Raw genomic sequence first — 19,256 nt, 5'->3', positions numbered from 1 at the left:
GATAGCAGTCCATAGTCTAATAAAATAAAAGTTCAAGACCATTACGCTCATATTTTTACTTATTTAATAACACTATTATTACTGGTGTTTATTATATTAATGCGTATTCACGCCAAAATAAAAACCATAAAATACAATATGTTATAATAGCAGCGATCGTTAAAAGCATACTGGAAAGTATCCTTTTCAAATCACTAAATACTTTTTTAATATGGATAAGTTGCAGAATACTTTCTTTCTGACTATATCATCTAATACGAAAGAACTATTCAACCCAAAGGGCCCGAACGTAATTAATCAATAAAATAACATCTGCTTGACCTAATCAATGAAATTACATGTGTAAATTCATCTTTATGATGAACGGGCCCCTGTCTGCTCATTTTCCCAACGCGCTGTTGCGGATTAATACTCCCGGCATGCCATCAGGAGTGAACATATGCGTCTACTCGCCGTTGTATCAAAATTAACTGGCGTTTCCACAAATGTTGAATCCTCTGAAGTTACGCTCAGTTCGCCTTCTATCGTGAAACTGTCGGTGTCACGTGAGGAGGTGAGCCAACTGACACGCGTTAATCAGGACTTGGTTGTCACACTCCGCTCAGGTGAAACCATCACCATTAAAAACTTCTATGTCGGAAAAGGTGATGCGCAAAACCAGCTTGTTCTGGAAGACAGCAATGGCGCGCTATGGTGGGTTCAGGATACTGACGGGGCATTCCATTTCCAGCATCTGGACGATCTCACTCCGCTGATGACGGCCGAAGGTAGCCATGAAGGCGGCGCCGTCTGGCCGTGGGTTCTTGGCGGGATCGCGGTCGCGGGCGGAATTGGCCTTGCTGCGGGTGGTGGTGGCGGTGGCGGCGGTGGAGGAAGTGATAATAACGCCGGGAACGGTAGTGGTGGGAACGGCAATGGCAATGGCAATGGCAATGGCAATGGCAACGGTGAAGGTAACGGTGGGAACGGTAGTGGCGACGGCGATGGCGGCACACCGCCAACGACAACCCCTAACATGCCTGACGTACCCGTTATTACCAGCGTAATCGATAACCAGGAGCTGATTACTGGTCCTGTTAATCAGCAGGAATCCACCAACGATAATACGCCCACTCTGCAGGGCACCGGTCCCGCAAATGCCACATTGCATATTTTTGATAACGGCGTCGAAATAGGCCAGGTCACTATCGATGCCAACGGCAACTGGTCGTTTACGCCATCATCTCCGCTCGCAGACGGTACCCACCAGTTTACCGTCAGTGCATCAGACGGTACGGGCAGCAGCGGCATGTCGGACAGCTGGGAGATTATTGTCGATACGCTTGCCCCCGACGCCCCTGTGGTCACGCAGGAAATCGATAATGTTGGTTCCATCACCGGACTTATCGCCAATAACGGCATAACCGACGATGCCACGCCAACTCTCACAGGCACAGGCGAAGCAGGTAGTTTTATCAGCATTTCTGATAATGGCATTCTGATTGGCATGGTTCAGGTGGATGACAATGGTAACTGGACGTTTACACCGGACACGCCGCTCAGCGACGGCGTTCACAATCTGACGCTGACGCAAACTGACGCCGCGGGTAACGTCAGCGCGGAAACGAGCGTGCCGACATTCACAGTTGATACTACCCCGCCTGCCGCCGCGGTCATTACTTCCGTTAATCCGGAAGGTACAACGGTGACCGGGAGCGCGGAAGCGGGAAGCCTGGTCATTATTATCGGCAGCAATAATCAGGTTTTAGGTTCAACCACCGTTGATCAAACCGGTAATTTCTCGATCGCGATTTCTCCCTCACAGACGCACGGTGAAGCCCTGATCGCGAAGATTCAGGACCCGGCAGGCAACCTCGGGCCAGACACGTCCTTCAATGCCACCAACTCTGGCTACCCGGGCGTACCCGTTATCGTCAGCATTATGGATGATGTTGCCCCTTCAACCGGACCATTGAACAATAATCAGGCCACTAACGACCCAACGCCTACGCTCTCGGGTACTGCGGATGCCAACAGCACGGTTAATATTTATAACAACGGGGTGTTTGTTGTAAGCGTGCTTGCCGATACCAGCGGCAACTGGACCTGGACCTCCGCTACGCTCTTGCCTGACGGCCCACACGCCTTCAGCGCCACGGCGACAAACCAGTCAGGGACAGGAGGTATGTCGGCGGCATTTAATATCAGCATTGACACTCTGCCACCGCCAGCGCCGGACGATGTCAGCGTTTCCGCTGATGGTAGCGTCGTCACCGGGACAACTGAGCCGGGCAATACCGTGGTTATTACCGACGGCAATAATGTTCAGATCGGCAGCGGCGTCGCCGGAACGGATGGCGCATTTACCATTACCATTAACCCGCCACAGACCAATGGCGAAACCATTACCGCTATCGCCACCGATCCAGCCGGAAACCCAAGCCCACCGGAAACTGCACTTGCGCCAGACATCACGGCCCCGCAGCCGCCGGCTAACTTGCTGATAAATCCCACTGGCGATCAGGTTACCGGCACCGCAGAATCCAATAGCACGGTACATATTCTGGGCCCAGATGGCACAATTATTGGAACGACAACCGCCGGTCCGAACGGAAGTTTCACCGCCACGCTGCTTCCGCCGCAGACCAACGGAGAACATCTTGTCGCCAACGCGACGGATGCGGCTGGCAATACCAGCGGCAACAGCGCGATTACCGCACCGGATACCACGGCACCTGATGCGCCTGCTGGCGTTATCGTCGCCGGTGACGGCGGGTCTGTGAGTGGACAAGCTGAAGCGGGAAGCACCGTCACCGTCAAAGACAGCAACGGTAATCAGATTGGTGTAGGCCAGGCTGACAGCGGCGGCAACTTCGCCGTGTCGATTACGCCATCGCAAAAGAACGGCGAAACGGTAAACGTCACCGCAACGGACAGCAGCAATAATGAGAGTCAGCCGACTTCGGCGCTGGCGCCGGATATCACAGCCCCCGGAACGCCCATCATTACCGCCGTGACGGATGACCAGCCCATGTACCAGGGCCCTCTCGATAACGGCGACGTCACTAACGACAGCAAACCTAAACTGGAAGGCACCGCCGAAGCAGGTTCTCAGGTCAAAATTTACGATAACGGCACCCTGCTGACGACCGTTACCGCTGATATCAACGGTAACTGGAACTATACGCCAGCCTCGGCGCTGGGCGAGGGCGCTCACATCTTCACGGTGACAGCCACAGACGCCGCGAATAACGCCAGCAGCGCGGCAAGCTGGAAAATTATTGTCGATACCATTGCCCCAACAGTTCCAGTGATAACGTTGGTTAACGATGATGTTGGCAGCATTACGGGTAGTGTGGCAAACAACGGTTGGATCACCAACGACAATACGCCAACCATCTCGGGTACTGGTGAACCAGGTTCACTGGTGAGCCTGTACGATGGCATTCAGCTGTTGACGGTAATTCTTGTCGACAACTCGGGTACCTGGAGCTATACCGTTCCGGTAAATCAGGTGCTCAGCGATCGCACCCATCAGTTTACGGTATCGGCAACCGATGCCGCCGGTAATGTCACCACCTCACCCACAGTGGTCAGCGTTACCGTAGATACCCAACCGCCAGGCGATCCTGTCATTTTGGCTGTGACCGACGACGTTGGGAATGCGCCTATCGATCTACCTACCGGAAGCCGTTCAAACGATACCTTGCCAGTGCTGAAAGGTACCGGAACAGCCGGTTCTACAGTCACCATCTATGATGGGGCTACGCCAATTGGAAGCACGACTGTTTTACCCGGAGGCACCTGGAGTATTCAACTCAGCCAACCGCTCAGCGAAGGCTTACACAATTTATCCGCTATCGGAACGGACGTTGCAGGCAACGCCAGCAACGCCGGGAGCTTTACGTTAACCATCGATACCACGCCGCCAGCCGCACCGGTTATCGTCGCCGGGGAGGGACTGATAGGCAGCGCCACTCTCCCCCTGGCAAACGGCGGCAGTACGAAAAGTACCACCCCTGTTCTATCGGGGACTGGCGAGCCGGGGGCTACCATCACCATTGCAGATAACGGCACAACGTTGGGTAACACCATCGTCCAGCCTGATGGTACATGGACATTTACGCCGCCAAATGCGCTTCCTGAAGGACCGCATCAATTCACCGCCACAGCGACTGACGTTGCGGGCAACACCGGGATCCCGTCGGCAAGCTTTACCCTGACGGTAGACAATACGCCTCCCGCACAGCCTGGCGCGCCCATCATTACCGACGATGTGGCTCCGGTTACGGGTGTCGTGACGAATGGCAACACGAATGACACCACGCCAACCTTTAGCGGTACCGGTACAGCAGGTGATGTTATTTCGGTGTATCTCGATGGCAACGCTACGCCGCTGGGCACCACCAAGGTTGGTGCGGACGGCACATGGAGCTTTACGCCGACCACGGCTATTAACCCGGACAGTTATCAGGTCACCATCACCGCAACCGATCCGGCAGGCAACGTCAGCCAGCCGTCGACTGCCGTCACCCTGAACATTGATATTACGCCTCCTGCAACACCTACAATCTCTGCTGCAAATGACAACGCAGGCACTGTTCTGGGAGATATCCCAGCAAACGGCACAACCGATGACAGTACGCCAACCGTGCGCGGAACCGGGGAGAGCGGCTCGATCATTACGCTGTATAACGGCACTACCGTCATAGGCACTACTACCGTAGTAAATGGTTTGTGGAGCATCACACCGACGACGGCGCTGCCCAACGGCACCTACACGCTGACGGCAGTCGCCACCGATGCTGCAGGCAACCCCAGCGGCACCTCAAACAGCATTTCGTTTACGGTGAATTCGACACCGCTTACCGCCCCGCAGGTGACGGATATTGCAGATAACGTCGGCGTGATTACCGGTACACTCGGCAATGGAAGCGTGACGGACGATCTCTCCCCCACCGTCAGCGGAACGGGAACTCCGGGCAGTACGATCCTAATCTATGATAATGGCAATCTCATCCCGCTAAACATCACGGTAGGAGCCGATGGTAAATGGAGCGTGGACGTTCCGCTTTCTGCAAATGTGCAACATACGCTGACCTTTGGCGCACAGGATGCGGCAGGTAATAGCCTCCCGGCGGGCAACCCGGTAATTATAACAACCGATACGCAAGCGCCACCTGCCCCCATCGTAACCATCATAGATAATAACGGTACGCTGGTGAACGGGACAGCCGAACCGGGCAGCACCGTCATCATCAGAAATGGCACCACGGTCCTCGGCCAGGCCGTTGCTGACAGCATTACCGGCGCTTACACCGTCACGATTTCACCGGCTCAGACGGCGGGTGAAACATTGAACGCGATCGCTCAGGATCAGGCGGGCAACCAAAGCGGAGAAACATCGTTTACCGCCTCAATCTCGGGCCTTCCACACCCACCGACTCTGCAAATCATCGACGATGTTCCTTCCGGTTTAACTGAAATTGGTAACGGAAAAACGACCAATGACACGCAGCCAACCTTACAAGGCGTGGCAACAGCCGGCGCTGATGTAAATATCTACCAAAATGGAATCCTGCTGATCACCGTCCCGGCTGACGCGAGTACCGGTGCCTGGAGCTACACCATCCCCAGCGCGCTGGCGGACGGCACGACCTGGAACTACGCGGTCTCTCAAACGGTTGGACTCGACACCAGCGGCCTGTCGCCAAACTATGCCATTACCATCGATACCACCGCGCCGCTCGCGCCAGACATCACCGCCGTTACTGATGACGTGGCTCCGGTGACGGGCAATGTCGGCAGTGGACAAAGCACCAACGACACGCGTCCTACGTTGAGTGGTACTGGCGAAATTGGGGCGACCATTACGGTTTATGACGGCGGCGAGTCCATCGGAACCACGACCGTAAACAGCAGCGGAAACTGGAGCTTTACCCCGCAGAATGCCCTGAGCGACGGTATTCACACCTTTACCGTGCGCGCCACCGACGCCGCCGGAAACCAGGGAGTTGCATCTGCCCCATACCCGATTACGGTTGATACGGGCCTGCCTTCGGCGCCGATCATTGTGTCAGTAACCGATGATGTAGGTGTAACGTCCACGCTCATTTCCGGGCAGGCAACCAACGATAATACGCCAACCCTGGCAGGTACCACCGAAGCCAATAGCGTAGTCACCATCCGCGATAACGGCACGGTGATTGGCACAACCACCAGCGACGGAAGCGGCATCTGGAGCTTTACGCCTTCTCCGGCGCTCGGCGAGGGCAATCACGCGTTGACCGCCACGGTCACGGACGCTGCTGGTAACGTCAGTCCGGCAACAGCGCCATTCTCACTGTTGGTCGACACACTCCCACCAGTAGTGCCAACGATTGTGTCAGTTATCGACGATCAACCGGGAAGCACTCTGCTGACCAACGGCCAACTGACCAATGATGCCCAACCCACGCTGAATGGCACTACCGAACCCAATGCCATTGTCACTATTCGCAGTAATGGTACGATCATCGGCACCGCAAATGCCGATGGCTCCGGTAGCTGGAGCTTCACCCCTACCAGCGCGCTGGCTCAGGGCGAAAATATCTTTACCGTGACGGCGACGGACGCGGCTGGCAACACCAGCGGAGCCTCCGCCTCGTTCAGCGTTCTGGTCGATTCAATTGCCCCGTCGGCACCGGTAATTCTGACCGTTCAGGACAATACCGCGCCGACAACCGGGCCTATCTCCAACGGGCAAATCAGCAACGAAAGTCGCCCGGCGCTCAGCGGTACCGGTGAAATTGGCGCGACCATTACCGTGCTAAGCGATGGTCAGCCCATTGGCACCACCATCGTCGGCGCAGGCGGAACCTGGAGTTTTACGCCCTCCGCGGCATTAGGTAACGGCCTGCATACTCTGACCGTCACGGCTACAGATAGCGCTGGCAATACCAGTCTGCCTTCTGGCGGCTTTACCTACACCGTCGATACTCTGGCACCGACAGCACCGGTGATTACTCAGGTTGCAGATGATGTCGGTCCGCTGATCGGTAATCTGAATAACGGTCAGGCCACGAACGATCCACTTCCGACGCTTAGCGGTACGGCGGAAGCCAATTCCACGGTGAGAATTTACGATAACGGATCGTTAATCGGCTTTACTTCCGCGGATGGTACGGGCGCCTGGAGCTTCACGCCTGGAACCCAACTTGGCAACGGTAACCACGCGCTGACGGTAACAGCCACCGACGCGGCCGGAAATATCAGCCCAACGTCTGCAGGATTTAACATCGTTGTTGATACCGTCGCCCCGCTTGCGCCAACGATTATCCAGGCTTTTGATGACGTGTTGCCGGGAACCGGAACGCTGTCGAACGGAGCCTTTACCAACGACACCCGCCCCGTACTCAACGGCTCAGCGGAAGCCGGTGCCCGGGTAGCCATCTACGATAATGGCACGCTGCTGGCAACGGTGACTGCGACGATAGACGGCACCTGGGAATATCTGACCACCACACTTGGCAACGGCCAGCATGTGTTTACCGCCATCGCCACCGACGCTGCCGGGAACGTGAGTCCTGTCTCAGGCGGGTTTACTATTAATGTCGACACCATTGCGCCATCCGTCCCACTGCTGGTCTCTGTGGTGGATGATATCGCAGGCGGCGTGTTCAATGCGGCGCTCAGCAACGGACAGTTGACCAACGATGCGCGCCCGACGCTGAACGGCACCGCCGAGGCAGGCAGCACCGTCAGCATCTACGACGGAAGCACCCTGCTGGGTACCGCTGTGGTGCAAAGCAATAACAGTTGGTCGTTTACCCCAACCACACCGCTGGCGAATGGATCGCACACATTCACCGTCACCGCCACCGATGCGGCGGGCAACACCAGCGGCGCGACGCCAGGCTTTAGCGTGGTGGTCGACACCACGGCGCCGACGCAGCCTTCGATCAGCAGCATTATTGATGATATTGGGCCAAATACCGGGCCGATTGGCAGCAATCAGCCAACTAACGACGCGCGCCCAACGTTAAACGGCATCACGGAAGCCAACGCGCGGGTTGATATTTATGATAACGGCAGTTTTGTCACCAGCGTGACGGCGGATGGTAGCGGCAACTGGAACTACACCCCGGCTACCGCGCTGGCGCAAGGCACCCATTCCTTTACCATCACCGCAACGGACAGTGCGGGTAATACCAGTGGCATGTCGTCTGCGGCCGCGATCGTGGTCGATACCGTTGCCCCGGGGATCCCAACCGGGCTGGCGGTAAACGCCAACGGCACCGCGCTCACCGGCGTTGCCGAGCCAAACAGCACGGTCATTATTACCTCCAGCGGCGGAACGGTGCTCGGCACGGCAACCGCCAACGCCTCCGGTAATTTCACCTTCACGCTGAACCCACCGCAAATCAGTGGGCAAACGCTGCTGGTTAGCGCACAAGATGCTGCAGGCAACATCGGCACGGCGGGTAACGTGCTGGCACCGTTTACCGGCGTACCGCCTGCGCCTGTTATTGCCAGCGTGTTCGATGACGTCGGCACGATCACGGGGCCGGTCGCGACGGGCAAAACCACCAATGACACCCTGCCAACCCTTAGCGGAACGGCGCAGGCTAACGCCATCGTCAGCCTGTTCAACAACGGCGTACTAATGGGCACCACAACCGCAGACGGTAACGGGCTGTGGAGCTTTACCCCATCCGGCGCGCTCAGTGAAGGTAACCACGCGTTTACCGCCACTGCAACCAACGCTAACGGCGCAAGTGGGTTGTCCGGTTCGTTCAGCGTGATTGTGGACACCACGCCACCGCTCGCGCCAACAATACTGATCAGCGCCGATGGCGGTACCGTCAGCGGCGTCGCCGAAGCGGGAAGCACGGTCACCATTTCTCTGCTCGGCGGCACCAGCGTGACGGCAATCGCCAACAGCAGCGGTGTCTACAGCGTAAACCTGCCGGTTCGCCAGATTGAAGGACAGTCGCTGTCCGCCACGGCGACCGATGCGGCGGGAAATACTTCATCGCCGACAAGCGCTCTCGCACCGGTATTGCCGCTGCTGGCGGAAGACAATGTCACCAGCCTGCCGCTACAAACCGATGTGACCGTCAGCACCGAGCATCAAAGCGATTATGGCTTCCTGTTGGTCAATGCGCTGGGGAATGTCGCCAACGTACTGGGGAACGATACGGCAAGCGTGAATTTCAGCATCGCTTCTGGCGGCAGCGGATCCATTACAATCAATGCCGCTGCGACCGGCGTGGTGCTGTCACTGCTAAACACGCTTGAAGTCGTTATCCAGCGCTTTGACACCGGGCTGAATGCCTGGGTGACAGTGGTGGATACCGGGAAACCAGACTTCGCCAGCCTGCTCACCCTGGGTGCCTCGGGCGTAACGCTCAATTACAGCGGGCTGACTGGCGGTGATTACCGCGTGGTCAGCTACAACACCAACCTGCTGGCGACCGGGGCATACACCAGCCTTGATGTCTCAGTGGTAAAAGCCAGCGCAGGGACCATCATCGGTGGTACCACGGAATCCGGGAATATCATCACCGATACCGATCCCGCCAACGGGCAGGATAACGCGCCTTCCGGCACGCTGGTCACCGCCATCACCGACGGCAACGGCAACGTTGTGAACATCCCGACGGGCGGCATTGATGTGCAAGGGAAATACGGTATTCTGCATATCAATCAGAACGGTAGCTACACCTATACCCTGACCAATACGTCAATCTCGGTGTATGGTCGTTCTGAAAGTTTCACCTACACGCTGACGCATGGCAGCGATCACTCCTCGGCAAAACTGGTGGTAACGCTCGGTCAGGCTCCAACCACCAGTACGGTAACCGCGGCAGACGATGTAGCTGCGCTGACTTACGGGACGCAGGTCATCGCAGTTGATCATGGCACATCACAGCAAACCGGGTTCACGCTCGCCAACGTCGGACTGGGTAATGTGCTGGATGTCAGCCTGGTTAACGGTTTAACCAATCCGATCAAATTTAACGTAGATGACGGCGCAACCCGCACGCTGACCGTCAAGGCCAGCGTGCTCGGCGTCACGGTGGGCGGTTTTGATCTCTATGTTTATCGCTTCAACGAGTCTATTCAGCAGTATGAACAGTTCCGCGTGAAACCTAACTGGGTCACGGCGCTGTTAGGTGGTAACTCAACGGACTACACCATCACCCTGCCGGGCGGTGACTATCTGTTCCTGCTTAACGCCTCCGGCGGTCTGACGCTGCTGACCGGTTACACCCTGGATATTAAGGCGGATCACACCTACGCCGTCGACAGTCTGACAGCGACAACCAATGGAAACCTGCTGGTCAACGATTCGGCTCCGGCCAATACCGTTATTACCGAAGTGAATGGTGTCGCCGTTAGCGGCACCGGCATTACCACCATTAACGGGCAGTACGGCACGCTGACTATCGATGCGAGAGGGAACTACACCTACACGCTGAGAAGCGGACTGGGCGCAGACGGTATCAACACGCCGGACAGCTTCGTGTATAAGGTCAGAGCGCCAAATGGCGATACCGGCAGCGCATCGCTGAACATTACGGCAACCCCACAGGCGCTGGATGCCGTAAACGACATCAGCAGCCAGATGGCGGTCACCACCCAGGCCGATACATCCAGGTCGTTTACCGACAACAGCGTTGGGAACGCCAGCTGGAGCGCCCAACTCCTTTCACCCACCTCACAAAATGGTACTGGCGTCATTGAAGTCGCGACGGGAACGGCGGTGCAAAACGCCATACTGCATTTTAACGTCGCTTCAGGTCTGACGCTGGGCGGACTGACCGTCACCTGGGCGCTGTATGACAGCAACAACGTCAAGATTGCCGGTAACTCATTCAATGGCGGATTGCTGATTGGCGGCAATATCGATATTGCCCTCAGCGGGGTAGTACTGCACCCCGGCAACTATCGCCTCGACTATACCGGCAGCGTCGGGGCTCTGGGGCTGGGGAATATCACCATCACCCCCAGCGTGAAAGGCACGATAATCGACCTGCAAAACTTCGAGACTTCAACAGCGAACAGCGTCACCGGCAATATTTATGACGGAGACCATATTGCCAGCGTGCATACCTTGCTAACGGTGAATGGCACGGGCGGTAGCGCCGCCACGCTGGATCCGCTGAGCAGCACGACCAGCGCCATCATTAACGGGTTGTACGGCAAACTGACCATTGGCATTGATGGTCATTACACCTATGCCCTCAACAGCGATGTCTCGCTCTCCACCATCGTCACCAAAGAGACATTTACCTACACCCTTAACGACCAGAATGGCCATACCGATACCGCTACGCTGACCATCAATATGAATCCGCAAGTGGTGAGTACCGTCGATGCCGATCGCCTGACTGGCAGCGCCTACGGCGATACGCTGATTTATCACCTGCTCAATGCCAACGACGCTACCGGCGGTAACGGAACAGCGGACACCTGGACCAACTTCTCGCTGGCCCAGGGCGACAAAATCGATATCGGCGACCTGCTGGTGGGCTGGAACGGGCAGAACGCTACGCTCGGCAACTACCTCACCGTGACCACCAGCGGTAACAACACGGTGATTGCTATCGACCGCGACGGTACGGGCAACACTTATCACTCAACCAATCTCATAACGCTGGAGAACGTACACACCACGCTCGATGAGCTGGTGCAACAAAATCACATTGTACCCTGACGTTAACGCAATGCGTTAAAGCGCCATAACTACAGCCCCGGATGCCATGACGTCCGGGGCAATAACAGTCGTCGCTGCCGTATTTTGTAAGGGATAAACTATGAGAAATGTCGCGCCTGTTGCCCTGCTGCTGGCATTAACGCTCTGTACCCTGCGGGTGAATGCCGAAGATGAACCGCAAATTATTACGCCGGAAGGACTGGCTACCAGCCAGATGCTTCCCTCGCTGGACGGCGCGGTTGCCGATCTGCCGCTGAGCGCTGCTGCCCCCGGCAGCCTGACGCTCAACGACGCGGTAAGTCGCGCCGTGAGCTGGCATCCTTCCATTCGTGAATCGATCGGCAAACTGCTTTCGCAAAACGAGCAGATAGACGTGGCGAAATCGAAATATTATCCGCAGGTTTCTGCCGGAATGAACAACGGTTACAGCAATACCTACACCGACCACGGCTTTAGCCCGGCGCTGGTTATTTCGGTGTCACAAATGCTGTACGACTTCGGCAAAGTGGCAAGCCAGGTCCGCGCCGAGACCGCCGGAGCCGCACAACAGCAGGCGAATGTGTTACTCAGTATTGATACCATCGCCCACGCAACCGCCAACGCGATAGTCCAGGTGCAGACATGGCAGCAAATGGTGGATGCCGCCGAAGAGCAACTCACCGCCTTAAACGGCATTGGTCGACTGACCCGTCAACGCAATGATGAAGGGGCAACCTCGCTGTCAGACGTGGTGCAAACCGATGCGCGCATCGAGTCCGCGCGTTCGCAGTGGGCGCAGTATCAGGCCAATCTTGACAGCAGCAAGGCCACTCTGATGAGTTACCTCGGCTGGAACTCGCTTAACGGCATCAGCAACGAATTTCCGGCCAAACTGGACAGCAGCTGCGATGTGGTCAAACCGGAAGATAAACTGGTTCCTGCGGTGCTGGCGGCCTGGGCGCAGGCAAATGTGGCGCAGGCAAACCTCGATTACGCCAACGCGCAGATGACGCCCACTATCTCTCTTGAGCCGTCGGTTCAGCACTATCTCAACGACAAATACCCCAGCCATGAGGTGCTCGACAAAACCCAGTACTCCACGTGGGTAAAGGTCGAGATGCCGCTGTATCAGGGGGGCGGACTCACCGCCAGGCGCAACGCCGCCAGTCACGCGGTAGAGTCTGCACAGTACTCCATCCAGCGCACCCGACTCGAAGTACGGCAGAAATTACTGGAGTCCCGCAGCCAGGCGTTGAGCCTCGCCACCGCTCTGCAGATTCTGCGTCGCCAGCAGCGGCTGAGTGAACAAACGCGTGAGCTTTATCAGCAGCAGTATCTGGACCTTGGCTCGCGTCCGCTGCTCGACGTGCTTAACGCCGAGCAAGAGGTGTATCAGGCCCGTTTTGCGGAACTCCAGACTCAAAACCAGTTGCGCCAGCTCCAGTTGAACTGCCTCTATAACACGGGCTCTCTTCGCCAGGCGTTCGCCTTAAATAACCGCAGTATTCAATCGGTGGAGATCAAGCTATGAGCGACCTCGATTCACATGCGGAAGATGCGATTGGCGAACACGCCCTGAGCCAGTGGGCACAGGCGATGACGCATATTGCCAATCACTATCGCGTTACCTGTTCGCCCGGCGCAATCCAGGCCAACGCCCCATGGTTTGCGGGAAAAAGCCGGGCCACGGCCCTGTCGCAACTGGCACGTCAGGCGGGACTATCATTTCATGCGCTGGATACCGCCACGCAGGCGTTCGGTCAGTGGCGTCTGCCGGTAGTCGCGGAGCTACGCGACGGCCAACTGATGGTGATAGAACATTTCAACGGTGAAGATACGTTAGATGTTTTTATCATCGCCGAAGAAGGCCAGCGTAACCGGTTAACGATTGCAGAACTTCTGCCGGAGATCGTGAGCATTACCGCGCTGCGCCCGCTGTCGGCGCTGAAGGACAGTCGGGTCGACCGCTATATTTCGCGCTTCAAGCCCGACTGGATGCGCGAACTGGTGTTAAAGGACATCCGCCCTTACCTGCCGGTCATGATTGCCGCCTTTTTGATTAACGTTCTGTCGCTCGCCGGGATTATCTTCTCCATGCAGGTCTATGACCGGGTGATCCCTGCCCAGTCTTATCCAACGCTGTATGTTCTCTCCACCGGCGTTCTGGTCGCGGTGCTGTTTGGCTTTTTGCTGCGCGAAGCGCGTACCCACATAATGGACCTGCTCGGCAAACGCGCCGATATGCGCATTTCCGATCGCGTGTTCAGCCACGCGCTGAGGCTGCGCAACAGCGCCGTTCCCCGTTCGACGGGGAGCTTCATTTCTCAACTGCGCGAGCTGGAACAGGTTCGCGAGATGATCACCTCTTCGACCATGTCGACCATTGTCGATCTGCCGTTTTTCTTTTTGTTTATCGTGGTGCTGGCCTTTATCGCCCCGCCGCTGGCATGGATAGCTCCCGTCGCAGCCCTGCTGATGATCCTGCCCGGTTTGCTATTACAGAAGAAGCTGGCGGTGCTCGCCAACCAGGCTGCCCATGAATCCACCCTGCGCAACGCAGTGTTGGTCGAAAGCGTTCAGGGGCTGGAAGACATCAAGCTGATGCAGGCGGAAAACCGCTTTTTACAGCAGTGGAACAGCTACATCCGCATTACCGGAGAGTCCGGGCTGCGCACGCGCAGGCTGACTCAGGGGCTGATTGGTTGGGGTATGTCGGTACAAAGCCTGGTCTACGCCGCCATCATTATGTTCGGCGCGCCGATGGTCATTGAAGGCACCATGACCACCGGGGCTGTGGTGGCCGCTTCGATGCTCGGTTCCAGAATGATTGCCCCGATGGCTAATCTGTGCGGCGTGCTGGCGCGCTGGCAACAGGTCAAGGCCGCGAAGATGGGGTTAGACAGCATCATGCAGCTTCCCACCGAAACGCAGTACGATGAAGACCGGGTGCATCAGGAGATTTTTCACGGTCATTATCTGTTTGAAAACGCGCACTTTCGCTACCACAGCGACGATCAGCGCGTTCCACTGCGCATCTCGCGTCTGGAGGTCATGCCCGGCGAACGGGTGGCGATCCTCGGGCGTAACGGTGCCGGAAAATCAACCCTGCTACAGGCCATGGCGGGCGGAGTGGAGATTATCCAGGGCGATGTCCGACTCGACAACCTCAGTCTGGCGCAGATCGATATGGCTGATTTACGCCGCAACATCGGCTTTCTTAGCCAGAACGCACGGCTGTTTTTCGGCACCCTGCGCGAGAATCTGACCCTCGGCGCACCGCACGCCAGCGACGCGCAGATCTTCGAAGCACTGGAGGTCAGCGGCGCGGCGGCTTTCGTTAAACAACTCGCCAAAGGGCTGGCACATCCCATTATGGAGGGCGGCAACGGTTTGTCCGGTGGACAACGGCAGTCGATCCTGCTGGCAAGAATGCTGCTGCGATCGCCCAATGTCGTGCTGCTCGATGAACCCAGCGCCTCGCTGGATGAACATACCGAGCGGGAGTTTATTCAGCGCCTGAACCAGTGGCTGGGCAACCGCACACTGATTGTCGCCACCCATCGCGTACCGGTCCTGGAACTGGTCGAGCGCGTGGTGGTGTTAAAAGAAGGCCAACTGGTCATGGATGCCCCGAAAGCGCAGGCGTTGAATGCGAGCCGGGCACCCGCCCCAACTCACGGTCGGGAGTGGAAAAATGAAAACCAATCCGCATGACGCCGCCATGGATGACCTTGATATCCGTCGCGAGCACCGTTTTTCCGGGGCCAGCCGCATTATTCTGCTCAGCACGCTGCTGTTTGCCGTCCTGGGTATCTGGGCATATTTCGGCAAGCTGGATGAAGTCTCAACCGGCAGCGGGAAAGTAATACCCAGCTCGCGAGAGCAGATCTTGCAGTCGCTGGATGGCGGCATTCTCGCCGAGCTTACGGTTCGCGAGGGCGATAAAGTGCAGGCCAATCAAATTGTGGCGCGCCTCGACCCCACCCGCTCTGAGTCCAACGTTGGGGAGAGCGCCGCCCGTTATCGCGCCTCACTGGCTTCCAGCGCAAGGCTTAATGCCGAAGTTAACGATCTGCCGCTGGTCTTTCCCGATTCACTGCGCGCCTGGCCGGATCTCATCGCCTCCGAAACTCGCCTGTATAAAAGCCGCCGCGCGCAGCTTGCGGATTCAATGGCGGAACTGCAGGATGCGCTGGTCTCGGTCAATAAAGAGCTGGCCATCACCCAACGGCTGGAGAAAAGCGGCGCGGCCAGCCACGTAGAAGTGCTGCGCCTGCAACGACAAAAAAGCGATCTGGGATTAAAAATCACCGACCTGCGCTCGCAATATTTCGTGCAGGCGCGGGAAGCGCTGTCAAAAGCTAACGCCGAAGTGGACATGCTGGCGGCTATTTTGAAAGGACGCGAGGATTCCGTCACCCGTCTGACCGTTCGCGCGCCGATGCGCGGTATCGTGAAAAACATCCAGGTCACCACCATTGGCGGCGTAATCCCGCCTAATGGCGAGATGATGGAGATTGTGCCGCTTGACGACCATCTGCTGATAGAAACCCGCCTGTCGCCGCGCGATATCGCGTTCATCCACCCCGGTCAGCGGGCACTGGTGAAGATAACCGCCTATGACTACGCCATTTACGGCGGTCTGGAAGGCGTAGTCGAAACCATCTCTCCGGACACCATTCAGGACAAAGTGAAACCGGAAATCTTCTACTACCGCGTGTTTATCCGCACCCATCAGGACTTCTTGCAGAACAAACTGGGACGCCATTTCTCCATCGTACCAGGTATGATTGCCACAGTGGATATAAAAACAGGTGAAAAAACCATCGTCGACTATTTAATCAAACCGTTTAATCGCGCAAAAGAAGCGCTGCGCGAACGATAAATCCTTGAGGATTAGGGGTTGCGGGGGCTGGTCACGCGTGTCACAAGTCTGTTATACTTGCTCTAACACATTGGGGCTGATTCTGGATTCGACGGGATTCGCGAAACCCAAGGTGCATGCCGAGGGGCGGTTGGCCTCGTAAAAAGCCGCAAAAAAATAGTCGCAAACGACGAAAACTACGCTTTAGCAGCTTAATAACCTGCTCTGAGCCCTCTCTCCCTAGCTTCCGCTCTTAAGACGGGGATCAAAGAGAGGTCAAACCCAAAAGAGATCGCGTGGAGGCCCTGCCTGGGGTTGAAGCGTTAAAACTAATCAGGCTAGTCTGGTAGTGGCGTGTCTGTCCGCAGGTGCCAGGCGAATGTAAAGACTGACTAAGCATGTAGTACCGAGGATGTAGGAATTTCGGACGCGGGTTCAACTCCCGCCAGCTCCACCACTTTTTAGTTGTTTGAAGTACAATGAAGTCTACTAAGCCCGCACAGCACAAGCTATGCGGGCTTTTTTACGTCTATTGTCGTCCAGTGAGAATTGCTGAGAACTATCACTTATGGCACCCTGAATGGGACCCACTAGGAAGGGTCCAAAAACCGAGGGTCCCAAAATGGCAAAAATCGCTAAGAAGCTCACTGACACTGAAATCAAAAGCACCAAGCCAGCCGACAAAGAAATCAACTTGTTTGACGGTGATGGCTTGATCTTACGAATCGCTCCTTTGTCGAAAGGAGGCAAGAAAAATTGGTATTTCAGGTATGCAGTGCCAGTGAGTAAGAAAAGAACCAAAATGAGCCTTGGGACCTACCCTCACCTCACACTGGCAAGAGCAAGGGCCTTGCGAGATGAGTACCTCTCCTTGCTTGCCAATGGCATTGATCCTCAAGTCCATAACAACGATAAGGCTAATGCCTTAAAGAATGCTACTGAACACACTCTCCAAACCGTGGCAAGGAAATGGTTGGATGAGAAGGTAAAGACCTCAGGTATCTCACAAGACCATGCAGAAGACATCTGGCGAAGCCTGGAGAGAAATATCTTTCCCGGATTGGGTAATGTTCCTGTCAATGAGATCCGACCCAAACTCTTAAAGCAACATCTTGACCCTATTGAGCAACGAGGAGTCCTCGAAACTTTACGGCGAATAATTTCCCGATTAAATGAAATTTTCCGTTATGCAGCAACTGAGGAACTTATCGAATTTAATCCGGCTGACAACCTGGGGCAACGGTTCAGTAAGCCTAAAAAACAGAATATGCCAGCATTACCCCCTTCCGAGTTACCCCGCTTCCTAATGGTGTTAAACAATGCTTCCGTTCGTTTGGAGACAAGATTGCTGATTAAATGGCAATTGCTGACGTGGGTTCGTCCAGGGGAAGCCGTTCGTGCGAGATGGGCCGATATAGATACTGACAACTCAATGTGGAACATCCCGGCTGAGTTTATGAAAATGAAGAAGCCCCATAAAGTTCCACTAAGCAAAGAAGCTTTGCGAGTCCTAGAGTCAATGAAAGCGATAAGTGGGCACAGAGAGTGGGTTTTTCCCAGTATCAAAGCTCCACTCAATCACATGCATGAACAAACAGCTAATGCGGCCATAATCCGTATGGGCTTCGGAGGTGAGCTTGTAGCTCACGGTATGCGATCAATCGCTAGAACGGCTGCTGAGGAGAGCGGTAAATTCAGGACAGAAGTGCTTGAAGCGGCTCTTGCACACTCAAAAAAGGATGAAATAATAGCAGCTTACAATCGAGCAGAATACTTAACAGAACGAGTTGCTCTTATGCAGTGGTGGAGTGATTATGTTCAAGCTCAAAGGCTAAAAGCCATCGCTGCTTAATTATATAAATATAATTAATTACCTTAAAGGAGTCAGGAAACTTAAGCTATAAAAGGATGACTAAATACACATAGTCATCCTCAGCTTTTAATTCGGAAAATTTGATATAAATATCCAAAGCTCAATCATCTTGTGTAATTTTAAGTTTAATTTGAGCACTTCTTATCTTAGCTATATGTACATAATCTTTCCCGTATGTCTTCCCTCTCCAGAAAAACAAAAGGCAAAACATTCCGGTAATACTAACAAGAGTAAAATAAAAAGGATTAAATGGAGAGGTGAAACGGATGTCAGGTAAACTTTTAAATAGTAGAGCAACCCATAAAATGGTCACAAACAAACTAATTAACTGGTTTATTTTAGACACTGAAAAAGATGTAGGACCTGTTAGTAAATGCTCACAATGTTCCTGAAAACCCTTCGGCATAGGTCGGGTTAAGACAACCTTATATAAAGGTCCGATAGTAGAATCCTCCAACATATCAACATGATTCTCCCAATTTTCTTGCCAGTGTTTGCTACCTCTGTTTACACATAACCATCCCGTAGAAAATATAATCCCAAGACAACATAATATAACGGAAAGATCAGTTTTATTAACGGAAGAAGATGCCTGCAATGTAATAAAACCAGCAAAAGTAGCAGCAATAAAAGTCCAAAAATATGATGCCCTTTTCCAGTAAAGATCAATTTCGAACTTTCGTATGTCTAATGCGTAGGTTAATGCCTTTTCATTTTTTTCAACATCATCCAGAAAACTTTTCTTGTAGTCTTCGCCAGAGAACTCATTAGTATGTTTCACAATATAACCTTATTTCCCTTCTCAGGATTGTTAAATCAACAATAAGAATTTTATATCCCCAGGATATTTACCAAAAATA

At 54.9% G+C, this 19,256-nt stretch carries 6 protein-coding genes and 1 other RNA gene; 6 read left to right on the top strand and 1 reads right to left on the bottom strand.

The genetic code is table 11. From position 1 onward, the window contains the following. The first annotated feature begins 439 nt into the window (after positions 1-439). The 6 genes from WHR59_RS05855 to WHR59_RS05830 all read left to right on the top strand — a co-directional run bounded on the left by WHR59_RS05855 (position 440) and on the right by WHR59_RS05830 (position 18,375). Positions 440-11,680, top strand: a complete 11,241-nt coding sequence (locus tag WHR59_RS05855) for a BapA/Bap/LapF family large adhesin (protein ID WP_338843725.1) — start codon at positions 440-442, stop codon at positions 11,678-11,680. A 100-nt stretch (positions 11,681-11,780) separates the two neighbouring features. After that, the gene (locus WHR59_RS05850) at positions 11,781-13,190 is read left to right on the top strand and encodes a TolC family outer membrane protein (RefSeq protein WP_338843723.1); all 1,410 of its coding nucleotides are present in this window, start codon (positions 11,781-11,783) and stop codon (positions 13,188-13,190) included. Further along, positions 13,187-15,373 carry a type I secretion system permease/ATPase gene (locus WHR59_RS05845; protein WP_075145811.1) on the top strand — a complete coding sequence of 729 codons (2,187 nt, stop codon included), beginning with the start codon at positions 13,187-13,189 and terminating at the stop codon, positions 15,371-15,373. The genes WHR59_RS05850 and WHR59_RS05845 overlap by 4 nt, the downstream gene beginning before the upstream one ends. A 7-nt stretch (positions 15,374-15,380) precedes the next feature. Next, positions 15,381-16,544 carry an HlyD family efflux transporter periplasmic adaptor subunit gene (locus tag WHR59_RS05840; RefSeq protein WP_087050841.1) on the top strand — a complete coding sequence of 388 codons (1,164 nt, stop codon included), beginning with the start codon at positions 15,381-15,383 and terminating at the stop codon, positions 16,542-16,544. A 72-nt stretch (positions 16,545-16,616) separates the two neighbouring features. Then, positions 16,617-16,980: a transfer-messenger RNA gene (gene ssrA, locus WHR59_RS05835) on the top strand. Between the two features lie 165 nt (positions 16,981-17,145). After that, positions 17,146-18,375, top strand: coding sequence for an integrase domain-containing protein (locus WHR59_RS05830; RefSeq protein ID WP_338843722.1), 1,230 nt, complete (start codon positions 17,146-17,148; stop codon positions 18,373-18,375). A 121-nt stretch (positions 18,376-18,496) separates the two neighbouring features. Here WHR59_RS05830 and WHR59_RS05825 read toward each other — a convergent pair whose 3' ends face one another. Then, on the bottom strand, positions 18,497-19,177 hold the full coding sequence (locus WHR59_RS05825; protein WP_258884153.1) for a hypothetical protein: 681 nt from the start codon (positions 19,175-19,177) through the stop codon (positions 18,497-18,499). Between the last annotated feature and the right edge of the window lie 79 nt (positions 19,178-19,256).

Origin of the sequence: Citrobacter europaeus (assembly GCF_037482245.1) — a bacterium.
Lineage (GTDB): Bacteria > Pseudomonadota > Gammaproteobacteria > Enterobacterales > Enterobacteriaceae > Citrobacter > Citrobacter europaeus.
Note: the sequence above shows the minus strand (reverse complement) of the source record. Positions and strands in the feature narration are given on the sequence as shown.